The organism is Microbacterium flavescens, from assembly GCF_018588945.1.
GTDB lineage: Bacteria > Actinomycetota > Actinomycetes > Actinomycetales > Microbacteriaceae > Microbacterium > Microbacterium flavescens.
The window spans coordinates 299,823-317,414 of the sequence record NZ_JAFIWA010000001.1 but is presented as its reverse complement, the minus strand read 5'-3'; the positions used below and the strand labels follow the sequence as shown (position 1 = coordinate 317,414).

The following is a 17,592-nucleotide window of genomic DNA, read 5'->3' as shown; positions in this document are numbered from 1 at the left end:
GTCACGGATTCACTCCTCGGGGAGAGAGACGGGCACGCAGCAGGCGGACCGGAGTGCCGGCGGAGTAGATGCGGCTGCCCGCATAGCCGACGCCGCCGCGGGCGCGCTGGACCAGGGCGATCCATACGGCGACGGCGCGCTCCGCGGCCCACGCGGGGGCCCAGAGCGGCATGGCCGCCGAGACGGCGGTGCGGGTGCGTCCCATCCGACGCCCGCTCTCCGCGATCGCAACCGCCCCGAGGGCGAGCACCCATACGATTCGCCACGCACGCGCGAGCACGGCCACGACCACAACGGGCAGCAGCGTCAGCTCGACGGCGAGGCGCCCGGGCTGCGCGAAGTCGTCGTACGCCTGCCGGACGCGCTGTCGCAGGAAGTGCCGGAAGGTCGGCGGCACGCGCGGCACGAGCACATCGCGAGCGACGATGACCCGTCCGCCGGCGAAGCGCACGGTGCGCTCGAGCTCGAGGTTCTCGAAGAGCACGTCGGTGCTGTAGCCCCCGGCGCGCTCCAATGCCGAGCGGCGCAGCGCCACGGTGCCGCCGAAGTCTCCGCCGAACGCGCGTCCCACGAGCATGCGGGCGGTGTCCCAGCGGACGTACCAGGGGTGGGCGGTGTAGACGTTCTGCAACCGCACGAAGTCGGCGTCGTCCATCTGCTCGACGACCGCGGCGAGCGACCGTTCGCCGTACCGCACGTCGTCGTCTGCGATGACGACCACCTCGTGCCGGGCGGCACGGATCCCGGTCATCGCGCCGCGGGCCTTGCCGTTCAGACCGCCCACCGTGGGGCGGAGGTGGCGCACTCCGGCGGGGAGGCGTGCGCCGAGTGCGTCGAACAGCACCGGATCGGAACCGTCGACGACGGTCACGTCGACCCGTTCAGCCAGCCAGGCCAGATAACGCAGCAGCCCGGGCTCGCCCGCGCGATCGGCCCGTCGGATCGGAAGCACGTACTCGAGAGGGAGTCGCGCACCCGGAGACGGCTCAGCCACCGGCCGACCTCAGCGAGGATCGGCCCGCCTCGAATGCCGCGCGCATGTGATCGGCGCTGCCATCGTCGAGCGCGAGGCAGGCTGCTGCACCGAACATGATGTCGGGCACCAGCTCCGGCCGCTGCTCCCCCAGCGCTCCGGCGAGGTCGTGCGCAGCGATCTGCTCGTGCACGGCGTCGGCCTCGACGTGCTCGTCGAAGTACTCGGTGACGTCAGCGCCGAACCCGAGGCGCCGGAAGGCGTCGCCGTAGGACCGGTTCGGCAGCGACGAGGTCATCTCGAAGGCCGCCAGATGGCCGACGATCGCTCCGATCAGGCGTCGGTTCAGGCCGAACATCGACATCGCGTTCTGCGACGCGAGGGTCACGGCGGGGACGACGTCGACGTACGCCCCGTACGTGGAGTCGAGGCCCGCACCGCGCATCGTGCGAGCGAAGATCTCGGCATGGACGCGCTCGGGGCGTCCGCCGCCGTACTCGTCGGACTGGATCTCGACCAGGGCGGCCTTCGCCCGCCCGGTCAGCCGCGGAATGGCCCACGAGTGCGGGTCGGCCTCGCGGAGCGTGTAGATGCTGCGGTGGATCAGGAACTCCCGCGCCTGCTCGAGCGTGGCCTCCTTCGCGAGGAACCGCGAGAGCGAGGGCCCCGGCGACGGCGCGGTCAGGTCGAACAGCGCCTGCCCGATCGCGCCAGCACGCGGCTCGGGGCTCTCGGGCACGACGACCGTACGCCGGAGCGACGCCTCGAACGCCGACTCGAGGATGCCGCGCGCCTCGATCAGCGCCGGGTGCCACTCCCAGCCGGCGTCGATCCACTCGAGCGACCCGTACGAGCTCGCGTACAGCAGGAACAGCGTGAACTGGATGTCCTCATCGGTGGCGACATCGTCGCTCGCGACGACCGCCTCGCGGCACGCGCCGACCATCGCGTCGCGGCGATGGGCGAAGTCGTCGTGCATCAGGATCGCGAGCGTCGTGGCGCTGAGCGGCCCCCGCGGCGCGAACGCGTGAAGTGCGGTGGATTCGATGTCGGCGATCGTCATGGGTCCTCCTTGAAGCGCGCTCGCGGACTGCCGCGGCGATCGTAACGACCTTCTCAGGCGTGCCGAGCAGTGTCGGGGGGCTTGACGAGGCGCGGCGGTGCCGCTAGATCCGAAGCGACCTGGGGCGCGGCATCCGAGTCGATTCCGGTCGTTGTCGTGACCGGCTCGCGAGCCGCAGCCACCGTGCCGGCGGGAAGTCGCGCGGCCAGTGGACGAGCACCGAGCGGAAGCCCCGCGAGAAGCGCACCGCGAACGACGCGAGGTCGTCGAACGGGCGCATCGCGATGCGCATCCCGAGTCCCGTCCGGTAGCGGATGACATGGCGCTCCCCCACATGGAAGGAGAGGTCGAGGTCGTCGTGCACCTCCGGATCGTGCCGGTGCACTTCGGCCCGGACGTCGTCCCACACGCGGCGCCGCAGCGCGAGATTCGAGCCGAACAGCGGCACATGGCCGAGCGCCGGAGCGGAGGCGGCGACGTACGCTCCGAGATAGACGCGGGCGAGCGGTCCCCGCAGCCAGCGGGGGCCGTCGATGAAGGTGGCGCCGCCCGTGATCGCGCCGACTTCGGGCCACGCCTCGAAGGCGGCGACGACGCGCTCGACCCACTCGGCCGCCGGGACGCAGTCGGCGTCCAGGCGCAGCACGAGGTCTCCGGTGGCGGCGTCGTAGCCGGCGGCGGATGCCGCGGGGATGCCCTTCTCGGGGCACAGAAGGGTGCGCGCCCCCGCGTCGCGTGCCACCCGGGCCGTGCCGTCGGACGAGCCGTTGTCGACCACCACCACCTCGTCGGGCCGCCGGGTCTGAGCCGCGAGCGCGGCGAGGCACCGCGCCAGCAGCTCGGCGTCGTCCTTCGCCGGAATGACGACCGATACCGTCGGGTCCGTCCTGTGATTCGCGGACACGGCGGGCCCCGGACTCAGGCCAGCGCCCGGAGGCGCTCGAGAAGGGGCTCGGCGACCTCGGTGACGAAGCGCTCCTGCTGCTCGTCGCCGATCTGCACCAGGGCGATGTCGGTGAACCCGGCGTCGATGAACGGCCGGACGCTCTCGGCGAGCGCGTCGAGGTCGGGACCGCAGGCGATGGCCTCCGCGACGTCGTCGGTGCGCACGAACTTGCTCGCCGCCGCGAATCCGGCCGGCGTGGGAAGGTCGGCGTTCACCTGCCAGCCGCCGCCGAACCAGCGGAACTGGTCGTGCGCCCGTTCGACCGCGGTCTCGAGGTCGGGGTCCCACGAGATCGGCACCTGACCGATCTTGCGAGAGGCACCCGGGTGCGCGGCACCCCACCCCTGCACCAGATCCTTCTCAGGGGTGACCGCGATCATGTGGTCGCCGAGCGGCGCGAAGCGCTCGATCGAGTCGCCTCCCGACACAGCGATGCCGATGGGCACGCCGTCGTCGGGGGTGTCCCACACACGGGCCGAGTCGACCCGGAAGTACTCGCCGTCGAAGGTCACGAGTTCGCCCGAGTGCAGCTCGCGGATGATCTCGACCGCCTCTTCGAGCATGGTCTGGCGCGTGTCGACGCCCGGCCAGCCCTCGCCGACGACGTGCTCGTTGAGGCTCTCGCCGGAACCCAGACCGAGGATGAAACGACCCTCCGACAGCAGCTGCATGGTCGCGGACTTCTGCGCCACCACCGCGGGGTGATAGCGCATCGTCGGGCACGTGACGTAGGTCATGAGCTCGACCCGCGACGTGGCCTGCGCCACCGCACCGAGAACGCTCCAGGCGTACGGCGAGTGACCCTGGGTCGTGAGCCACGGCGAGTAGTGGTCGCTCGACACCTCGAAGTCGAATCCGGCGTCCTCAGCCTGCTGGGCGTAGCGCACCAGCTCCCTCGGCCCGCTCTGCTCGGTCATCAGGGTGTAGCCGAATCGCACCATGCTCGTCCTCGCTCCTCGATCGCATCCGCCGCGACACGGCTGCGCGCGGCCACAGGACGAGCCTGCGTGACGCGCCCCCGCCGGCGCGACGGGGTTGACAGCGCACGCGGCCGACGTCTATCCGGCGGGCGCTGGAACGGACCGGGGTCAGGCCACGAGCTCGTCGACGCCGGTCACGTCGGCGTAGCCCGCGGCGAGCGCCGCCATGAACGCGGTGTGCACGTCGGCACCCCCGATGGTCCTGCCGGCGAACTCGAGGTCGGGCGCGGCACAGGCGTCGGCGGCCACGGTGACCGCGAAGCCCAGGTCGGACGCGGCCCGCACCGTCGCGTCGACGCACATGCTGCTCTGCATCCCGATGACGAGAACCTCGGATGCCGCAGCCTCGACGAGCAGGCCCTGGAGAGGTGTCTCGAGGAAGGCGTTCGGGTGCTTCTTCGGCACGACGGTCTCCCCCGCGAGCGGCGCGACGCGCGCGTCGATCTGGCCGCCGGGCGAGCCTGCGACGAGCATCCCCGCGCCGGGCTCGCTCTCGTGCCGGACATGGATCACCGGCGCACCGGCCGCACGCTGAGAGTCGAGCAGCACGGCCGCCCGCTCAGCTGCGGCGTCGGCGCCGACCAGCGGGTACGCGCCGCCCGGGAAGTAGTCGCGCTGGATGTCCACGATGACGAGGACTCGAGTCATGTGCCGCCTCCGGGTGCGTGCGATCGCGAGGTGTCGCCGCCGGTCGCGGCCAAGGCGCCCGGCGGCAGGTCGAGCAGGGCTTCGATCGAGCGCAGCAGCAGGCGCACGCGCTCGGAGGCATCCTGCCACGCGACGAGCGAATGCGCGTTCAGGCCGTCGACCATGCCGAGCGTCTGAGCTGCGATCGCGTCGGGGTCGGCGCAGCGGAACTCGCCCGCGGCGCGGCCTCGCTCGAGGATGCCGCCGAGGAACACGCGCCACGCGTCCATCTGCTCGCGCACCCGTGCGGCGAGCGCGTCGTTGCGGCGGCCGAGCGACCAGCTCTGCACCCAGATCAGCGTGACCTCGGCCCGGCCGTCGTCGAGCAGGCTGGCCAGCACCCCCGAGAGGGCGTCGGCCGCGGAACCGCGGTCGGCGGCCAGGGCGATCACCTCGGCGAGCTCGTCGCCGACGACGGCGGCGAAGGTGTCGGCGACCAGGTCGTCCATGCTCGGCGCGTAGTGCGCCACCAGCGCGGGGGCGACGCCGACCTCGGACGCGACGGCGCGCAGCGTGACCGCGCTGAGCCCCGACTCGATAGCGATCGCGCGCGCGGCGTCGGCGATCTGAGCGACGCGCTCGGCGGCGGATCTTCTCGTGGGTGTTGACGGCATCAGGGACGATTCTGTACCGTGATCCCGAATTGATCAAGTGATCAACAAGACGAGAGGACGGCCCATGGCCTGGCGGATGCCTTCGGAGACGACGCCGCACGAGCGCACCTGGATGGCCTTCCCCCGCGAGGGCCAGACGCTCGGCGACACCCCCGCCGAGCAGGAGGAGTGCTACGCCGCGTGGACGGCGACCGCCCACGCGATCGCCGAGTTCGAGCCCGTGACGATGGTCGTCGACCCGTCCGAGACCGACCGCGCCCGCCGCATGCTGTCGGCCGAGGTGGAGATCGTCGAGGCTCCGCTGGACGAGTTCTGGATGCGCGACTTCGGCCCCACGTTCGTCGTCGACGACGAGCGCCCCGGCGTGCTCGGCGCCGTCGACTGGATCTTCAACGGCTGGGGCGCACCGGAGTGGGCCGAGTGGGGTCTCTCCGCCGAGATCGGGCGCTTCGTGACCCGTCTGGTCGGCGCCGAGCTCATCAGCTCCGTGCTCGTGAACGAGGGCGGCGGCATCCACGTCGACGGCGAGGGAACGGTGCTGCTCACCGAGACCGTGCAGCTCGATCCGCGTCGCAACCCGTACGCCGACCGCGCCCGCGTCGAGGCCGAGCTCGCGCGCACCATCGGCACGTCCCGGGCGATCTGGCTGCCGCGCGGGCTCACGCGCGACTACGACGACTTCGGCACGAACGGCCACGTCGACATCGTGGCGACCATCCCCTCGCCGGGCAGCGTGCTGCTGCACCATCAGGCCGATCCCGGGCATCCCGACCACGCCGTCACCCGCGAGCTGCGCGCGCTCTTCGAGAACGAGACCGATGCGGCGGGCCGCCCCTGGGATATCGTCGACGTGCCCGCGCCGGCGACGCTCCGCGACCACGAGGGCTTCGTGGACTGGAGCTACATCAACCACCTCGTCGTCAACGGCGGCGTCATCGCGTGCGGTTTCGGCGAGGACGAAGCGGATGCCGCGGCCCGCAGCATCCTGTCGGAGGCGTACCCCGGGCGGACGGTCGTGAGCGTCGACGCGCGACCGATCTTCGCCCGCGGCGGCGGCATCCACTGCATCACCCAGCAGCAGCCGGCGGTGAATCCGTGAACGCGCTGCGCCAAGGCGTTTCGTCTCGCTCCGCTCGCTCAACGACCCGAACTCCGAGGAGCACGCATGTTTGACGTGGTCGAGGCGACCATCGCCGAACTCCGGTCCGCGCTCGAGCGCGGCCACGCGACGAGCGTCGAGCTCGTCCGCGCGTACCTGGCCCGCATCGACGCGTACGACGGGCCCGAGACGGAGACCGCGCTGAACGCCGTGGTGGTGCGCAATCCCGATGCACTGACCGAGGCCGAGGCATCCGACGCCCGCCGCGCCGCAGGCGCCACCCTGGGGCCCCTCGACGGCATCCCGTACACCGCGAAGGACAGCTACCTCGTCAGGGGGCTGACCGCCGCTGCGGGAAGCCCCGCCTTCGCCGATCTCGTCGCGCAGCGGGACGCCTTCACGATCGAGCGTCTGCGCGCGGGCGGGGCGATCTGCCTGGGTCTGACGAACATGCCGCCGATGGCGAACGGCGGCATGCAGCGCGGCCTCTACGGCCGGGCCGAAAGTCCGTACAACGCCGACTACCTGACGGCACCCTTCGCCTCCGGGTCATCCAACGGCTCGGGAACGGCGACCGCGGCGAGCTTCGCGGCCTTCGGGCTCGGCGAGGAGACGTGGTCGAGCGGGCGCGGACCCGCGTCCAACAACGGCCTATGCGCGTACACGCCGTCGCGCGGCGTGATCTCCGTTCGCGGCAACTGGCCGCTCGTTCCCACGATGGACGTCGTCGTGCCGCACACCCGGACCATGGCCGACCTGCTCGAGGTGCTCGACGTGGTCGTCGCCGACGACCCGGAGACCCGTGGCGACTTCTGGCGCGCGCAGCCCTGGGTCGACCTGCCTGCTGCATCGGAGGTGAGACCGGAGTCGTACGCCGAGCTCGGACGCGCCGCGGCCGACCCGAGGGGTGTGCTCGCCGGGTGCCGCTTCGGCATTCCGCGCATGTACATCAACGCCGACCCCGACGCCGGTACGGCCGACTCCCCCGGCATCGGCGGCCCGACAGGAACTCGCATCGAGACGCGCGCCTCGGTCATCGACCTGTGGGAGCGTGCGCGCCGTGACCTCGAGGCGCACGGCGCAACTGTCGTCGAGGTGGACTTCCCGGTCGTCTCGAACTACGAGGGCGACCGCCCGGGCGCACCGACCATCCACACCCGCGGCTTCGTCACGCCGGGCTTCCTCCGGCGCGAGATCGTCGACCTGTCGGCGTGGGCCTGGGACGACTTCCTCGGCGCCAACGGCGACCCCGAGCTCTCCTCTCTGGCCGAGGTCGACGGCGCGCGCATCTTCCCGCACCCCGAGGGCGCACTCCCCGACCGGTACACGGGTTTCGACGACGACATCGCGGTGTACCCGGCGCACGTGCGGGACCACCCGGTGTCGGTCCTGACCGACATCCCTGAGCTGGAGGGCGGCCTGCGCGGACTGGAGCGCACCCGCGAGGTCGACCTCGAGGCGTGGATGGACGGCCTCGAGCTCGACGCCGTCGTGTTCCCCGCGGTCGCCGACGTCGGCCCGGCCGACATGGACGTGAATCCGGCATCGGCCGACCTCGGCTGGCGCAACGGCGTCTGGATCGCCAACGGCAATCTCACGATGCGGCACCTCGGCATCCCGTCGGTCACCGTGCCGATGGGGGTGATGGACGACATCGGGATGCCGGTCGGCCTGACCTTCTGCGGGCCCGCGTACTCCGACTCGGCCCTGCTGCGGCTCGCGGCCGCGTTCGAGGCCACCGCACCCCGTCGCACCGAGCCGCCACGCACGCCCCGATTCCCGCCGCACTGACGTTCTCTCCCACTCCCGCGCCGATCGTCCTACGCTGACAGTGTCCGGGCGCGCAGGCCGCCTGCCGCCCCGGGCGCCGCATGGCCCGTACTCGTCGACAGGCAGGAATGCGCATGACCACCCAGCCCGCCACACGCTCTGAGGCCGCGGCATCCCGCGCCTCCTGGGCACCGCTCGTCGGACTCTTCCTCGCGCAGGTGCTCATGTCGTACAACGTCTCCGCACTCCCCGTGTCGCTCGGCGGAATGGTCGAGACCTTCGGCGTGCCCCCCACCGACGTCAGCACCGCGATCGTGACCTACGGTCTCGTGGTGGCCGCTCTCGTGATGGTCGGAGCCAAGATCGGCCAGCGGGTCGGCTGGGTCATCGTCTTCCGCGTGGTCGTCGCCGTCTTCGCCGTCTCAGCGGTGCTGATGATCCTCGCGCCGACGGTGGGATACGTCATCCTCGCGCAGGCGCTGGCCGGGGCATCCGCCGCCATCATCGTGCCCTCGCTCGTCGCGCTCATCGCCGAGAACTATCACGGCCGCCAGCAGGAGACCGCGATCGGCTCGCTCGGCTCGGCGCGCGCGCTCGCGGGTGTGAGCGCGTTCCTCATCGGCGGCACGCTGGCGACACTGGTCGGGTGGCGGCAGGTGTTCGTCGTGGTGCTCGTGCTGGCCGTCGCGGTCTTCGTGCTGAGCTTCCGGATGCGCGGCGCCCCGGGCAACAAGGCCGTGAAGATCGATTTCGTCGCGGCCGTGCTGATCGGTCTCGGCATCGTGGCGCTGACGCTCGGCGTCAACAACCTCAACAGCTGGGGCATCATCTCGGCGAGGCCGGGAGCCCCGTTCGAGATCCTGGGGCTGTCGCCGGCGCCGCTTCTCATCGTGATCGGCGTCGTGCTCGTGCAGCTGTTCTTCCTGTGGACACGGCGGCGGACGAAGGCCGGCAAGGTGCCGCTCGTGAGCCTGTCGGTGTTCGGCTCCTCCCGGGAGCGCGCCGCGGTCTACGCGATGTTCATCGTCGTCGCCTTGGAGGCGGCTCTCAACTTCACGATCCCGCTCTACATCCAGATCGTCCAGGGCCGGACGCCCTTCGACACGTCGCTCGCGATGCTGCCGTTCAACCTCACGGTCTTCTTCACCGCGATCATCGTCGTGCGCTTCTACCGCCGCTTCTCGCCCCGCACGATCGGCATGTTCTCCTTCAGCCTGACGACCGTCGCGCTCGTGTGGCTGGCGTTCGTGGTCTCCAACAACTGGGAGACGCTGCCCACGATCCTCGGCCTCTTCGTGTTCGGCGTCGGGCAGGGAGCCCTCGTGACGCTCGTCTTCAACGTGCTCGTGACGGCGTCGCCGAAGACCCTCGCGGGAGACGTGGGGTCCGTGCGAGGCACGACCCAGAATCTCGCCTCCGCCGTCGGCACCGCGGTGTCCGGCGCTCTGCTCGTCGGCATCCTAAGCTTCAACGTGGCGTCGTCGCTCGCCGATCACCCCGAACTCTCCCCCGAACTCGTGTCGCAGATCGACCTCGACAGCGTCAACTTCGTCAGCAACGACCGGTTGAAGGGCGTGCTGGAAGAGCAGACGGATGCCTCGGAGGCACAGGTCGACGCAGCCGTCGCCCTCAACGAGGAGGCCCGCTTGAGCGCGCTCAAACTCGGCCTGCTTCTGCTCGCCGGCGTGAGCGCCATCGCGATCGTCCCGGCCAGCCGCCTGCCGCGCTTCCGTCCGGGCGAGATCCCGGAGTCGGTCGCCACCGGCGAAGAGGTCTGACCCCCGCCGATCGGCACCCCCGCTCATCGGCACCCCCGCCGATCGGGACCCCGGCGGATCGCGCCCCCGCTGATCGAGTGCGCGCGAAGCGCGTGTATCGAGATCTCCCGGCCCCGACACATCTACCCGCGAGCCTTCGATCGAGGAGGCCCGGCCTGCGGCATCCGCAAATCGTTCGGTATTCAGTGTTGCTACCTACCGGTACTTAGTGTTACCGTCTAGTGGTACTCAGCAACACAGACTAGATGGAGGTGAACCGAGATGGGCAACCAGATGACCGAGATGCTCAAGGGCACTCTCGAGGGCATCGTGCTCGCGACCCTGTCCGCCCAGCCGGCATACGGCTACGAGATCACGGCGCGCCTGCGAGACCAGGGCTTCTCCGATCTCGTCGAGGGCACGGTGTACGCGCTCCTCGTGCGCGTGGAGCAGCGGGGTCTCGTCGACGTCGAGAAGGTGCCGTCCGAGAAGGGGCCGCCGCGCAAGGTGTACTCGCTCAACGCCCAGGGCCGCGAGCAGCTCGCGGAGTTCTGGACGACCTGGAGCTTCCTCGCAGACCGCATCGAACGGCTCCGCCGCACCACAGACCCAGACCCAGCAATTCAGACCGAAGGAGATCAGTGATCATGGCCGCGAAGTGGATCGAATCCATCACCGGATCGCTCGAGCAGAAGAAGCAGTACAAGCAGGACAAGGCGCGCATCGACGGACTCCCCGAGCCCTACGCCACCGCAGCGAAGGCGATGCACCGCTACTTCCTTTACTACGGCGGGATCACCGACGGTGACACGCTGACCCGGATGTTCACCGACCTGGCCGATCTGTGGGAGCGCGCCGCGCTCGACGGCACCCCGGTGCGCGACATCGTCGGCGACGACCCCGTCGAGTTCACCGAGACGTTCGCGCAGGCGTACGGCGGCACCCACTGGATCGACAAGGAGCGGGCGCGCCTCACGAAGGCGATGGACGACGCGAAGCGAGAGGACGGATAGCGATGACCGCCGCAACAGCGATCCGGGTCCAGGGACTCGAGAAGTCCTTCAAAGACCTCGACGTGCTCAAGGGCGTCGACTTCGAGGTGGCGCGGGGAAGCATCTTCGCCCTCCTCGGCTCGAACGGCGCCGGCAAGACCACGGTGGTCCGCATCCTGTCGACCCTGCTGAAGGGCGATGCGGGCACGGCCACCGTCGACGGCCACGATGTGACGGCGGATGCCGCGCAGGTTCGCGAGTCGATCAGTCTCACCGGGCAGTTCGCCGCCGTCGACGAGGTGCTCACCGGGCGCGAGAACCTCGTGCTGGTCGCGCAGCTGCGCCACATCAAGAACCCCGGTGAGGTGGCGGACCGTCTGCTCGCGCGATTCTCCCTCACCGACGCCGGCGGCCGCCGTGCGGGCACGTACTCAGGCGGCATGCGCCGGCGCCTCGACATCGCGATGAGCCTGATCGGCAACCCGCCCGTCGTGTTCCTCGACGAACCCACCACGGGTCTCGATCCGCAGGCGCGCATCGAGGTGTGGGATGCCGTCAAGGAGCTCGCCGCGAATGGGACGACCGTCCTGCTGACCACGCAGTACCTCGACGAGGCCGAGCAGCTCGCCGACCGGATCGCGATCCTCCACCAGGGCCGCATCATCGCCGACGGCACGCTCGCCGAGCTGAAGCAGCTGCTGCCCCCGGCGAAGGTCGAGTACGTCGAGAAGCAGCCGACGCTCGAGGAGGTCTTCCTCGCGATCATCGGCGAGGACGCCCCCGCGGGCGAGAAGGGAGAATCACGATGAACGCGCACTTCCTCGGCGACACCGCCGTCCTCACCGGGCGGTCGCTGCGCCACATCCTCCGCAGTCCCGACACGATCATCACCACGGCGGTCACTCCGGTGGCCATCATGATCCTGTTCGTTTTCGTGTTCGGCGGGGCCATCGACACCGGGACCTCGTCGTACATCGACTACATGCTCCCCGGCATCCTGCTGATCACGATCGCGTCGGGTATCGCCTACACGGCGTACCGGCTGTTCATGGACATGCAGGGTGGCATCTTCGAGCGGTTCCAGTCGATGCCGATCGCACGATCCAGCGCCCTGTGGGCGCACGTCCTCACGTCGCTCGTGGCCAACGTGATCTCGCTCGTCATCGTCATCGGAGTGGCGTTCGCGATGGGGTTCCGCACCGGAATCGGAGTGCTCGGCTGGCTGGCCGTGCTCGGCATCCTGGTGCTGTTCACACTGGCTCTGACGTGGCTGGCTGTCGTCGCCGGTCTCTCGGCGAAGACGGTCGACGGTGCGAGCGCGTTCTCGTATCCGCTCATCTTCCTGCCGTTCCTGAGCTCGGCGTTCGTCCCCACCGACACCATGCCGGCGCCGGTGGCCTGGTTCGCCGACAACCAGCCGGTCACGCCGATCGTCGAGTCGCTCCGCGCCATCTTCGCCCAGGAGCCGGTGGGCAGGGAGCTCTGGGTCGCCCTCGCCTGGTGCATCGGCATCCTCGTCGTCGCCTACTTCTGGGCCATGGCGGTCTATCGGCGCCGGATCAGCTGATCCCGCACACGCAGCATCGGGCCGCACCCTCGACGGGTGCGGCCCGATCGCGTGGTGCGGCGCGCGCCCGAGTCCGCCTCCGCCGGGCGACGCCCGCTTAGGCTGAGGAAGATGCGGGAGTTCGCGCGCGGAGTGGGCATGCTGGGCCGGGGTTTCGGCTACTGGCGGCGCCGGCCGGGTTTGATGGCGCTCGGGCTGGCACCGGCGGCGATCGTCGCCCTGGTGCTGCTGGCCGGGCTCATCGCCCTCGGTACGTTCCTTCCGGCGATCGCCGAGGCGGTCACGCCGTTCGCCGACGGGTGGCCGGGCGTGTGGGCCACCGTCATGCGCGTCGCCGTGGGCACCGCCCTCCTCGGTGCCGCACTGGTGCTCGTCGCCGTCTCGTTCACCGCGCTGACACTGCTGGTCGGCGAGCCGTTCTACGAGCGGATCTGGGACTCCGTCGAGAAGGAGCTCGGAGGCTCGCCCACCGGCGCCCGGTACGGGATCTGGCGCTCCGCGCTCGACGGGCTGATCCTCGTGGCCCGGGGCATCGGCGTGGCGATCGCCGCCGGCCTGCTCGGACTGGTCCCCGTCGTCGGCGGGGTGCTGGGCACCGTCTTCGGAGTGCTCGCGACGGGGTGGCTCGTGGCGCAGGAGCTCGTCTCGCGGGCGCTCACTGCGCGCGGCATGCTGCCGGCCGCGCGGAAGTCGCTCAGCCGACGCCATCGCGCGCGGGTGCTCGGCTTCGGCGCGGCGACACAGCTGTGCTTCATGGTGCCGTTGGGCGCGGTCGCCACGATGCCGGCGGCCGTCGCGGGCTCGACGATGCTCGCGCGGTCGCTCCTCGAACCGCAGGACCGCGATCCGCAGGCAGAGGGAGTGGTCCGATGACGACTGTCCTGTTCTGTCCGGTGACGTTCAACCTCGCCGAGACGACGCGCATGATCCAGGTCGCCCGTGCCCTGCGCGGCGAGGCCGACATCGTGTTCATGGGATACGAGCACGACTACGTCCAGCTGATCACCGACGCCGGGTTCGACTATCGGGCGTGCGAGCCGGCATGGAGCGACGCCGAGAGAGACCAGGCGATCGCGTTCGACCAGGGACGCAGCCTGAGGAGTCCCTTCACCGACGCGCTCGTGCGCGCGCGGGTCGATGTCGAGCGACGCCTCATCCGCAGCCTGGACGCGAAGGCCGTGGTCACGGGGTCGAACCTCACGTCGTTCATCTCGGCTCGCGCCGAATCCGTTCCGCTCTTCTACCCCGTTCCCTTCGCCCTGACGCAGCCCCAGGTCGCGCAGGCATCGCGCCAGGGGTTCGTGCGCGGCAGCGGACGGGTGGCGCGTCTCGCCGACAGCCTCGCGACGCGCCTGTTCCGCTGGGTGTACAACGGGCTCCCGCTCGCGCCGCGGGCTTTCACGACCGCCGCGAAGGAGAACGGCGTGCCCCCGCTCCGCACCGTCGCCTCGCTCATCACCGCAGACCACAATCTGCTGACGGAGATGCCATGGGAGCTGGACGGCTTCGAGCTGCCGCCCGGCTTCCAGCGCATCGGGCCGATCTTCGCCCACATCGATGCGCCGATCCCGTCGATCGCCGTCGAACTGGCAGCGGCCCCCGAACCGCTCGTCTACCTCGGCCTGGGCTCGTCGGGAAATCGCGCGCTCGCCCTCGCTGCAGCGCGCGCGCTCGGCTCGCTCGCCGTCAACGTCATCGCCCCGATCGGCCACTACCTCGAACCTGGAGACACCCTTCCCGCGAATGTCCACGTGACCGAGCTGCTGCCGGTTCACAAGATGGGCGGGATGCTGGATGCCGCGGTCCTGCACGGTGGGCAGGGCACCGTCCAGACGGCGTGCGCCACCGGGGTGCCCTTCGTGGGCATGGGTCTGCAGCCCGAGCAGACCTGGCACGTTCGGCTCTGCGAGGAGCGAGGGAACGCCATCGCGGTGCCGCCGAAGCACGTCTCCAAGCCGGAGTTCGTCCACGCCGTCGAGCGCGTGATCTCCGACCCCGCGATCCGCCGCGCAGCGGACGAGGTGAAGCGCGCCTACCAGGGCGAGGACGGCGCGGCGGCCGCGGCGCGAGTGATCGCCGCGGGCCTCCGCACCTGACGCACCGGAGGGTCAGGCGTTCGCGTAGGCCCCGCTCGAGGCGGGGACAGCGCGCTCCCGGTCGAAGGCTTTGCGAAGGATGAAGACGGCCTGTTCGACGGCTGCGGTGGTGGCGGCCGAGGGGCGCAGCGGGTTGAGCATCATGAAGTCGTGGATGGTGGCGTCGTAGCGAACCAGGGTGGTGGGAACCCCCGCCTCGATGAGCTTCCGTCCGTAGGCTTCGCCCTCATCGCGCAGCACATCGTTCTCATCCACGATGAGGAACGTCTCGGGCAGGCCGGCGAGATCCTCCGGTGAACCCCGCAGCGGTGACGCCGTGATGTCCTTGCGCGCCTCGGCGTCGGGGAGATAGCAGTCCCAGAACCAGGCCATCGCATCGGCACGAAGGTGGAACCCCTCCGCGAACTCGCGGTAGCTCTCGGTGTCCTGGCCGGCATCGGTGACGGGGTAGTAGAGCGACTGGTGGATGAAGGCGACATCGCCACGACGCTTGGCCAGGATGGCGACGACGGCCGCCATGTTGCCGCCCACAGAGTCTCCGGCCACAGCCAGGCGCGCGGCATCCAGTCCTCTTCCGGAACCGTCCCGCGTGATCCACTGCGCAACAGCGTAGGCCTGCTCGATGGCGACCGGATGCCGCACCTCTGGTGACCGGTCGTACTCGACGAACACCACCGCGGCTTTCGCGCCCACCGCGATCTCACGCACGAGACGGTCGTGAGTGCCGGCGTTGCCGAGGACCCAGCCTCCCCCATGGACGAAGAGCACAGCCGGGAGCGGGCCCGCCGAATCGACGGGCCGGACGATCCGAACGCGGACGTCACCCACCTCGGCAGACACGGTGAGCCATTCCTCCTCGATCTCGGGCTTGTCGACCGGTGCTGCCTGCACGTCGTCGAGGAGTCTGCGTGCACCTTCGACGCCGAGATCGGCGAGGAAGGGCGGCGTGGCGGTCAGGTCGGCGAACGCCTGAGCCTCGGGCTGGAGAGTGTGAGCGCGCATGTCGGTTCCTTCTGTGTGTTGGCGGATGGGTGGTGCGGGGACTCGGACCTGTAGCCGAGCCTGCAGTGAAGACCGCACACCACCTCTTGTTGTGACAGCAGTTCACTATGTTTCTATCTTTCTGCTTCCTATTTACTCGTACACGATGTAATCTCGGCGTCGACCCGATGGCTGGAGGAACTCGTGACGACGACCGATGCCGGCAGGACGATCGCAGACGACGACCCTGACGTGGAGAGCTACACGCGTTGCCGGGGACGGCTGTTCGGCATCGCTTATCGCATGCTGGGGAACGCGGCGGATGCGGAGGACGTCCTCCAAGAGGCGTGGATCCGCTGGCAGCTCTGCGATCGCTCCGCGGTTCGAGAGCCTGGGGCCTTCCTGGCGGCCACCACGACCCGCCTAGCGATCAACGTCCTCGAAAGCGCGCATACTCGCCACGAGACGTACATCGGGCCATGGCTGCCGACTCCCGTCGACACCGGCAGCGACCCCACACTGGGGGCCGAGCGCGCCGAAGCCCTCGACGTGGCGACCCTCCTGCTGATGCAGCGGCTCACACCGACCGAGCGTGCCGCGTACGTCCTGCGCGAGGCCTTCGTCTACCCGTACTCACGCATCGCCGAAGTCGTCGATACGACCGAAGACGCCGCGCGGCAGCTCGTCAGCCGCGCCCGCAAGCACCTCGCGCAAGACGCTCATCGAAGCACTCGACCTGACGCCCAGCGAAGGCTGTTCCGGGCGTTCCTCGCCGCTGCTCGCCGCGGCGACACAGCCTCGCTCGAGGTGATACTGGCGACGGATGCCCGCACCAGAGTTACCTAGCGTCCTATTGGCTGGGGTACGTGATAGCGTCCAGGCGTGATCAAGGACTCCTCGGAACCGCCGGTCGTAGCACTCGATGACATGGTCTGCTTCAATCTGCACGCCGCCTTCCGAGCCGTCACCGCGGTCTATCGACCGCTCCTGGAGCCGCTGGGCCTCTCCTACCCGCAGTACCTGGTCCTCGCGATGCTCTGGGAGCACGGCGACCTCCCCGTCGGTGAACTGGTCACGCGACTGCGGTCGGATTACGGAACGATCACCCCGCTGGTCAAGCGCATGGAGACGCAGGGACTCGTCACCCGCGCCCGCAACCCGCAAGACGAGCGATCCGTGACCGTGGCGCTCACGCCCGAGGGCGATGCCCTGAGAGTGCACGGACCGCGCATCTATGAGGTGATAACCGACACGTTCGGCTTCACCCCGGAGAAGGCGGATGCCGCGCTCGAGGTTCTTCAGTCCATCGTCGCGAACGCGTCGAAGGCCTCATAGCTCGCCGCGGCGGGGTCGCTTCCCCGGGAACTTGACCCGGTTCCGAGAACACTGTGTCGACTTGCGTCCAGCGGTCCGCTCCCGACCAACCCCAGGGATGCCGGACGCAGCTCCCGAAAGGAAGAGCGCGCGCATGAAAGAGGTGGACCAGGAATTCCTGCTGGGCACGGCCGGAGTGTCCGCGACGCTCCTCGGGACTTTCATCGTCGGCGTCTTCTTCTATATCGACTCCGACATGCACCGACGGTTGTCCAGTTCGGGACCGATGGACATCTATCTGCGATCGGCAACGCGGTGGGTCTTCGCCGCGTACTCGATCCCTCTGCTGGTCCCCCTCGTGCTGGTGTCGACCGCGCCTGTGCTGGGGGCGGTGACCTTTGCTGTTCTCGGCGTCATCCTGATGATGATGACCGTCGACACAGGGCGCCGCCTGCTGGTCAAGGGCGGGTCCGGCTTGTCGCGTGCACTTGTCATCAATGAGTGGCTGACGAGCGCGGCAGTGCTGGCGGCCGTGGTTCTGCCTTGGGTGCTGGGCGGGTGGATGCCGGAAGCCGCCGCATACGTCCCTTCCCTGCTCCTCCTTCTGGCATCAGGATTCGAAAGCACCGCCGCGCTGGTCATGTCTCAGTTCGACGCGACGAAGGGTCTGAGCACAGCGACGACTGAATCCGCTGTTCGCTGAGGCACGCAGCGGCAATGTGACACCCGAAGGAGCTCCCCCGGCGGAATTCC

The 17,592-nt window shown here is 69.8% G+C and carries 19 protein-coding genes; 12 read left to right on the top strand and 7 right to left on the bottom strand.

Features of this window, described 5'->3' with window-relative positions; genetic code table 11:
• Window position 1: 1 nt before the first annotated feature.
• The 6 genes from JX005_RS01500 to JX005_RS01475 all read right to left on the bottom strand — a co-directional run bounded on the left by JX005_RS01500 (window position 2) and on the right by JX005_RS01475 (window position 5,263).
• Window positions 2-994 (bottom strand): glycosyltransferase family 2 protein, encoded by a 993-nt coding sequence (locus tag JX005_RS01500; RefSeq protein ID WP_214465634.1) that lies wholly within the window; start codon window positions 992-994, stop codon window positions 2-4.
• Window positions 987-2,036, bottom strand: coding sequence for an iron-containing redox enzyme family protein (locus JX005_RS01495; protein ID WP_372447304.1), 1,050 nt, complete (start codon window positions 2,034-2,036; stop codon window positions 987-989). The genes JX005_RS01500 and JX005_RS01495 overlap by 8 nt, the downstream gene beginning before the upstream one ends.
• Window positions 2,037-2,139: 103 nt before the next feature.
• Window positions 2,140-2,940, bottom strand: a complete 801-nt coding sequence (locus JX005_RS01490; protein WP_214465633.1) for a glycosyltransferase family 2 protein — start codon at window positions 2,938-2,940, stop codon at window positions 2,140-2,142.
• Window positions 2,941-2,954: 14 nt separating this feature from the next.
• On the bottom strand, window positions 2,955-3,923 hold the full coding sequence (locus tag JX005_RS01485) for an LLM class F420-dependent oxidoreductase (protein WP_214465632.1): 969 nt from the start codon (window positions 3,921-3,923) through the stop codon (window positions 2,955-2,957).
• 147 nt (window positions 3,924-4,070) lie between these two features.
• On the bottom strand, window positions 4,071-4,610 hold the full coding sequence (locus tag JX005_RS01480; protein WP_214465631.1) for a cysteine hydrolase family protein: 540 nt from the start codon (window positions 4,608-4,610) through the stop codon (window positions 4,071-4,073).
• Window positions 4,607-5,263, bottom strand: coding sequence for a TetR/AcrR family transcriptional regulator (locus JX005_RS01475; protein WP_214465630.1), 657 nt, complete (start codon window positions 5,261-5,263; stop codon window positions 4,607-4,609). The genes JX005_RS01480 and JX005_RS01475 overlap by 4 nt, the downstream gene beginning before the upstream one ends.
• Window positions 5,264-5,327: 64 nt before the next feature.
• On the opposite strand from JX005_RS01475, the gene JX005_RS01470 reads away from it, so the two are divergent.
• From JX005_RS01470 to JX005_RS01430, 9 genes are all read left to right on the top strand, one after another.
• Entirely contained in the window at window positions 5,328-6,362 is a 1,035-nt protein-coding gene (locus JX005_RS01470) for an agmatine deiminase family protein (RefSeq protein ID WP_214465629.1), read from the top strand.
• 66 nt (window positions 6,363-6,428) lie between these two features.
• Window positions 6,429-8,153 (top strand): amidase, encoded by a 1,725-nt coding sequence (locus tag JX005_RS01465; protein WP_214465628.1) that lies wholly within the window; start codon window positions 6,429-6,431, stop codon window positions 8,151-8,153.
• Between the two features lie 113 nt (window positions 8,154-8,266).
• The gene (locus tag JX005_RS01460) at window positions 8,267-9,910 is read left to right on the top strand and encodes an MFS transporter (protein ID WP_214465627.1); all 1,644 of its coding nucleotides are present in this window, start codon (window positions 8,267-8,269) and stop codon (window positions 9,908-9,910) included.
• 261 nt (window positions 9,911-10,171) lie between these two features.
• Window positions 10,172-10,534: a PadR family transcriptional regulator gene (locus JX005_RS01455; RefSeq protein ID WP_214465626.1), complete on the top strand. Its 363-nt coding sequence runs from the start codon at window positions 10,172-10,174 to the stop codon at window positions 10,532-10,534.
• 2 nt (window positions 10,535-10,536) lie between these two features.
• The gene (locus JX005_RS01450; RefSeq protein ID WP_214465625.1) at window positions 10,537-10,902 is read left to right on the top strand and encodes a DUF1048 domain-containing protein; all 366 of its coding nucleotides are present in this window, start codon (window positions 10,537-10,539) and stop codon (window positions 10,900-10,902) included.
• A gap of 2 nt (window positions 10,903-10,904) precedes the next feature.
• Window positions 10,905-11,690: an ABC transporter ATP-binding protein gene (locus tag JX005_RS01445; protein WP_214465624.1), complete on the top strand. Its 786-nt coding sequence runs from the start codon at window positions 10,905-10,907 to the stop codon at window positions 11,688-11,690.
• The gene (locus JX005_RS01440) at window positions 11,687-12,448 is read left to right on the top strand and encodes an ABC transporter permease (RefSeq protein ID WP_214465623.1); all 762 of its coding nucleotides are present in this window, start codon (window positions 11,687-11,689) and stop codon (window positions 12,446-12,448) included. Before JX005_RS01445 ends, JX005_RS01440 begins: the two co-directional genes overlap by 4 nt.
• A 111-nt stretch (window positions 12,449-12,559) precedes the next feature.
• Window positions 12,560-13,321: an EI24 domain-containing protein gene (locus JX005_RS01435; RefSeq protein ID WP_246533393.1), complete on the top strand. Its 762-nt coding sequence runs from the start codon at window positions 12,560-12,562 to the stop codon at window positions 13,319-13,321.
• Window positions 13,318-14,544 carry a glycosyltransferase gene (locus tag JX005_RS01430; RefSeq protein WP_214465622.1) on the top strand — a complete coding sequence of 409 codons (1,227 nt, stop codon included), beginning with the start codon at window positions 13,318-13,320 and terminating at the stop codon, window positions 14,542-14,544. Before JX005_RS01435 ends, JX005_RS01430 begins: the two co-directional genes overlap by 4 nt.
• A 12-nt stretch (window positions 14,545-14,556) precedes the next feature.
• Here the strand turns inward: JX005_RS01430 and JX005_RS01425 are convergent, their stop codons facing one another.
• Window positions 14,557-15,546 carry an alpha/beta hydrolase gene (locus JX005_RS01425; protein ID WP_214465621.1) on the bottom strand — a complete coding sequence of 330 codons (990 nt, stop codon included), beginning with the start codon at window positions 15,544-15,546 and terminating at the stop codon, window positions 14,557-14,559.
• Between the two features lie 183 nt (window positions 15,547-15,729).
• Between JX005_RS01425 and JX005_RS01420 the strand changes: the two genes are divergently transcribed.
• The 3 genes from JX005_RS01420 (at window position 15,730) to JX005_RS01410 (ending at window position 17,542) form a co-directional block, all read left to right on the top strand.
• Complete coding sequence (locus tag JX005_RS01420) at window positions 15,730-16,371, top strand: sigma-70 family RNA polymerase sigma factor (RefSeq protein WP_307858471.1); 642 nt, start codon at window positions 15,730-15,732, stop codon at window positions 16,369-16,371.
• Window positions 16,372-16,407: 36 nt separating this feature from the next.
• Window positions 16,408-16,860, top strand: coding sequence for a MarR family winged helix-turn-helix transcriptional regulator (locus JX005_RS01415; RefSeq protein ID WP_214465620.1), 453 nt, complete (start codon window positions 16,408-16,410; stop codon window positions 16,858-16,860).
• 133 nt (window positions 16,861-16,993) lie between these two features.
• Window positions 16,994-17,542: a hypothetical protein gene (locus JX005_RS01410; RefSeq protein WP_214465619.1), complete on the top strand. Its 549-nt coding sequence runs from the start codon at window positions 16,994-16,996 to the stop codon at window positions 17,540-17,542.
• The last annotated feature ends 50 nt before the right edge of the window (window positions 17,543-17,592 follow it).

Coding starts and splice junctions, on each gene's coding strand:
- JX005_RS01495 (WP_372447304.1), bottom strand. CDS start 2,036: ATGACGATCGCCGACATCGAATCCACCGCACTTCACGCGTTCGCGCCG.
- JX005_RS01485 (WP_214465632.1), bottom strand. CDS start 3,923: ATGGTGCGATTCGGCTACACCCTGATGACCGAGCAGAGCGGGCCGAGG.
- JX005_RS01480 (WP_214465631.1), bottom strand. CDS start 4,610: ATGACTCGAGTCCTCGTCATCGTGGACATCCAGCGCGACTACTTCCCG.
- JX005_RS01475 (WP_214465630.1), bottom strand. CDS start 5,263: ATGCCGTCAACACCCACGAGAAGATCCGCCGCCGAGCGCGTCGCTCAG.
- JX005_RS01470 (WP_214465629.1), top strand. CDS start 5,328: ATGGCCTGGCGGATGCCTTCGGAGACGACGCCGCACGAGCGCACCTGG.
- JX005_RS01465 (WP_214465628.1), top strand. CDS start 6,429: ATGTTTGACGTGGTCGAGGCGACCATCGCCGAACTCCGGTCCGCGCTC.
- JX005_RS01460 (WP_214465627.1), top strand. CDS start 8,267: ATGACCACCCAGCCCGCCACACGCTCTGAGGCCGCGGCATCCCGCGCC.
- JX005_RS01455 (WP_214465626.1), top strand. CDS start 10,172: ATGGGCAACCAGATGACCGAGATGCTCAAGGGCACTCTCGAGGGCATC.
- JX005_RS01450 (WP_214465625.1), top strand. CDS start 10,537: ATGGCCGCGAAGTGGATCGAATCCATCACCGGATCGCTCGAGCAGAAG.
- JX005_RS01445 (WP_214465624.1), top strand. CDS start 10,905: ATGACCGCCGCAACAGCGATCCGGGTCCAGGGACTCGAGAAGTCCTTC.
- JX005_RS01440 (WP_214465623.1), top strand. CDS start 11,687: ATGAACGCGCACTTCCTCGGCGACACCGCCGTCCTCACCGGGCGGTCG.
- JX005_RS01435 (WP_246533393.1), top strand. CDS start 12,560: ATGCGGGAGTTCGCGCGCGGAGTGGGCATGCTGGGCCGGGGTTTCGGC.
- JX005_RS01430 (WP_214465622.1), top strand. CDS start 13,318: ATGACGACTGTCCTGTTCTGTCCGGTGACGTTCAACCTCGCCGAGACG.
- JX005_RS01425 (WP_214465621.1), bottom strand. CDS start 15,546: ATGCGCGCTCACACTCTCCAGCCCGAGGCTCAGGCGTTCGCCGACCTG.
- JX005_RS01410 (WP_214465619.1), top strand. CDS start 16,994: ATGAAAGAGGTGGACCAGGAATTCCTGCTGGGCACGGCCGGAGTGTCC.